General features: G+C 66.7%; 3 protein-coding genes and 1 pseudogene. All 4 read right to left on the reverse strand.

Annotation, left to right across the window (positions count from 1 at the left end; all coding sequences use genetic code 11):
• Positions 1–270 (reverse strand): annotated as a pseudogene (locus JMF90_RS28945) (metal-dependent hydrolase); the annotation flags it as partial.
• Positions 267–1,196, reverse strand: a complete 930-nt coding sequence (locus JMF90_RS28950) for an SDR family oxidoreductase (RefSeq protein WP_011694774.1) — start codon at positions 1,194–1,196, stop codon at positions 267–269. The pseudogene JMF90_RS28945 and the gene JMF90_RS28950, both read right to left, overlap by 4 nt.
• Before the next feature lie 20 nt (positions 1,197–1,216).
• A complete protein-coding gene (locus JMF90_RS28955) occupies positions 1,217–2,797 on the reverse strand; it encodes an NAD(P)/FAD-dependent oxidoreductase (protein ID WP_011547454.1) in 1,581 nt (526 codons plus the stop codon).
• Between the two features lie 246 nt (positions 2,798–3,043).
• Positions 3,044–3,587, reverse strand: a 544-nt coding sequence (locus JMF90_RS28960) for a lysoplasmalogenase (protein ID WP_201325748.1), incomplete at its 5' end; no start/stop codon positions are given.

A 3,587-nucleotide genomic window follows, 5' to 3' on the forward strand; every position in this document is an offset into this window, starting at 1 on the left:
AGCAGGTCGTGTACTCGATGTGCTCGCGCGTGTGCATCGNTTCCTGGCCGATGAAGCCGATCACCTGCTTCTTCAGCTGGGGTCCTCGATCCGGTCGCGGTAGTTGCGCACCGAATCCATGAAGAAGCGTTCGCCGGCCGGGAACAGCAGCGACAGCGCATTCATGAAGTGCGTGACCGGCACGCCCTGCACGTGCCAGTCCTTCGCGCGTTCGGGGGGCAGCGCGAAACGGATGTCGCGCCGCACGGGCATCATGTTCGGTGTCATCATGATTGTTCTCCCTGATTGCCTGCATTGTTGTAGGTGGCGTGCACCGGGGCCGGCGCCGGCGTGCCGCGTGCGGCACGGCGGGCCTTCGCGGCCTCGCGGCGGGTCGCGAGCACGACGAGCGCCTGGTAGGCGGCCGGCAGGATGCGGGCCATCCAGTCCGCGCCCTTCGCGTCGCGGCCGATCAGCACGCGGCGCTTGTTCTTGCGCACGCCGGCGAGGATCGTGCGCGCGGCGTCGTCGGCGGTCGTGATGAAGAACTTCTCGAAGCTGTCCTTGCCTTGCTGTTCGCTCTCGACGATGAAGCCGACCATGTTCTTCGCGACGCGGCTCGACTGCGCGATGTTCGTGCGGATGCCGCCCGGATGCACGCAGGTGGCCGACACGCCGCACTTCATCATGTCGAGTTCCTGGCGCAGCGATTCGGTGAAGCCGCGCACCGCGAACTTGGTCGCGTTGTAGCCGCTCATGCCCGGCTGCGCGAAGATCCCGAAGATGCTCGACGTGTTGATCACGTGGCCGTCGCCCGATGCCTTCAGGTGCGGCAGGAACGCCTTCGTGCCGTGCACGACGCCCCAGAAGTTGATGTTCACGATCCACTCGAGATCGCTGTATTCCATGCCTTCGATCGTGCTCGACAGCGCGACGCCCGCATTGTTGAAGATCAGGTTGACCTTGCCGTGCTCTTTCGCGGTGTCGTCGGCCCACGCGAACATCGCGTCGCGATCGCCGACGTCGAGGACGCGCGTCGACACGCGCACGTTCGGCGCGATCGCGCGGACGATCCGTTCGGTTTCGGCGAGGCCGACGCCGTTCTTGTCGGCGAGCGACACGTGGCAGCCGGCCTGCGCGAGCTGGATCGCGAGCGCGCGGCCCATGCCCGAGCCGGCACCCGTGATCGCGGCGACCTTGTTGGCGAAATCTCTCATGTCGTGGCTCCTTGTCTGACTCAGGCCGCTTCGGCGGACGTGGAAGCGGAAGCGGCTGGCGCGGCGGCGGGCCGCGCGGTCGTGTCGTGCGGTGCGCGATACGCGTGGTAATCGGCGATCGAGAAGTGCGCGGTGGCCTGGCGGAAGCGCCAGGTGAAGCCCGGCCACAACGTCGTGTTCTTGCCGGTGCGCGGGTCGAGGTACCAGCTCTTGCAGCCGCCCGTCGACCAGATCGCCTTCTTCAGCTTGCCTTGCAGGTCGCTGTTGAACTGCGCCTCGACGAGCGGGCGCACCTCGATCGCCTCCGCGCGCTCGCGGCGCATCGCCTGCAGCGCGCCGAGGATGTATTCGATCTGCGACTCGATCATGAACACCATCGAGTTGTGGCCGAGGCCCGTGTTCGGGCCGACGATCATGAAGAAGTTCGGGTAGCCGGGCAGCGTCGTGCCGAGATACGCGTGCGCGCCGTCGCGCCACGCGTCGACGATATCGAGGCCGCCGCGGCCGATGATCGCGCCGCGCGGATACGGGTCGGCCACCTGGAAGCCGGTGCCGTAGATCAGGCAGTCGACTTCATGGCGCTTACCGTCGGTCGTCACGACCGCGTCGGCTTCGATATGGTCGATGCCGGTCGTGATCACGTCGACGTTCTTGCGCGACAGCGCCGGGTAGTAGTCGTTGGAGATCAGCACGCGCTTGCAGCCGAGCGTGTAGTTCGGCGTGACCACCTTGCGCAGCTCCGGATCGGGAATCTGCTTGCGGATGTGGCGCAGCGCGAGCTTCTGCACGTTCTTCATCAGCGACGGATGGATCGCGAAGCCGAGCACGCGCGATTCGAGCATCCAGTAGATGCCGCTGCGCACGAGCTTCTGCGTGAACGGCAGCGTGCGGAACAGCCATTTCTCGAAGCCGCTCAGGTTACGGTCGGGCTTCGGCATGATCCACGGCGGCGTGCGCTGGAACAGTGCGAGTTCCTTCACGCGCGGCGCGATCTGCGGCACGAACTGGATCGCGCTCGCGCCAGTGCCGATCACCGCGACGCGCTTGCCTTCGAGCGGGTAGTCGTGATCCCACTGCTGTGAATGGAACGCACGGCCCTGGAAGTTTTCGACACCGGGAATCGCCGGCAGCGCGGCGCGCGACAGGCCGCCCATCCCCGACACCAGCACGCGCGCGGACAGCCGCTTGCCGTTCGCGAACGTGAGGCGCCAGCGTTGCGCGGCTTCGTCGTATTCGGCGCGCTGCAATTCGTGATTCAGCCGCAGGTGCGGGCCGACGCCGAAGCGCTGCACGCAGTCTTCGAGATACGCGCGGATCTCCGGCTGCGGCGCGAACATGCGCGTCCAGCGCGGGTTCGGCGCGAACGAGAACGAATAGACGTGCGATTGCACGTCGCATGCACACCCGGGGTAATGGTTGTCGCGCCACGTGCCGCCGACCGACGCGGCCTTCTCGAGGACGACGAAGTCGGTCACGCCCGTCTGTTTCAGGCGGATCGCCATCCCGAGGCCGGCGAAGCCGGTGCCGATGATGGCGATGTCGATGGTTTCGTCCAGGCCGTCATGGCCGGGTGGACCGAAAGGCAACGTGCGAGCATTCATCCGGGTGTCTCCGATTTGGCTCATTTTTGAATGTTACATTGTTTGATGTAACGATAGTGGGTGAACCCGGAAACCGCAAGAGGCTAGAAGCGGCGCTCTAAGGGCCGGAAGCCAGGCGGGAAAAGGCTGAGCGGGGTTTGGAACGGAGCAGTTTCCGCAATGCGGGATGGCCGGAAAAGGCCGTCGGCAGGGCGAGACGGGGAAGAAACGGGACCGCCGGCGCGCGACGGTCCGTTTGAAACGGTATCAGGGACGGATCGATCGGGCGGCCGTCTCATGGAAAACCCCGGCCACGATCGTGACCTGCGCGAGCGCATAGAGGCCCCAGATCAGATAGTCGATGCCCGGAAAGCCGTCAAGGAAGCGGCCGACGCCGATCAGCGTGTCGGAGCCGACGAAGATCAGGCTGCCGACGGCGACCAGCGGGCCGCGCGTGCGGGCGGCGAGCGCGAAGCTCGCCATCACGCACAGCACGAGCATGTAGACGGCGACCGGCGCCAGCAGCTCGCCGAGGTGCGGGAAGAACGCCGCGTAGAACGCCGGCGCGGCGATCCATAGCCCGACGAGCGCAACGATGCGCCAGCCGTGCGGCCGCGCGCGCCACCGGAAGAAGATCGCGCAATAACACAGGTGCGTGAGCAGGAACGCGCCGAGGCCGAGGACGAACGACAGCGGCCAGTCGGGCAGCGCGAGCAGTACGTCGCCGAGCACGGCGGTCGCGAGCGCCGCGCACAGCCACGCGCGTTCGCGCGGCGCGCCGCAGGTGCTGCCCGCCGCGAGCAGCAGGATG

It is taken from the genome of Burkholderia sp. E168m23 (assembly GCF_016586125.1).
Lineage (GTDB): Bacteria > Pseudomonadota > Gammaproteobacteria > Burkholderiales > Burkholderiaceae > Burkholderia > Burkholderia orbicola.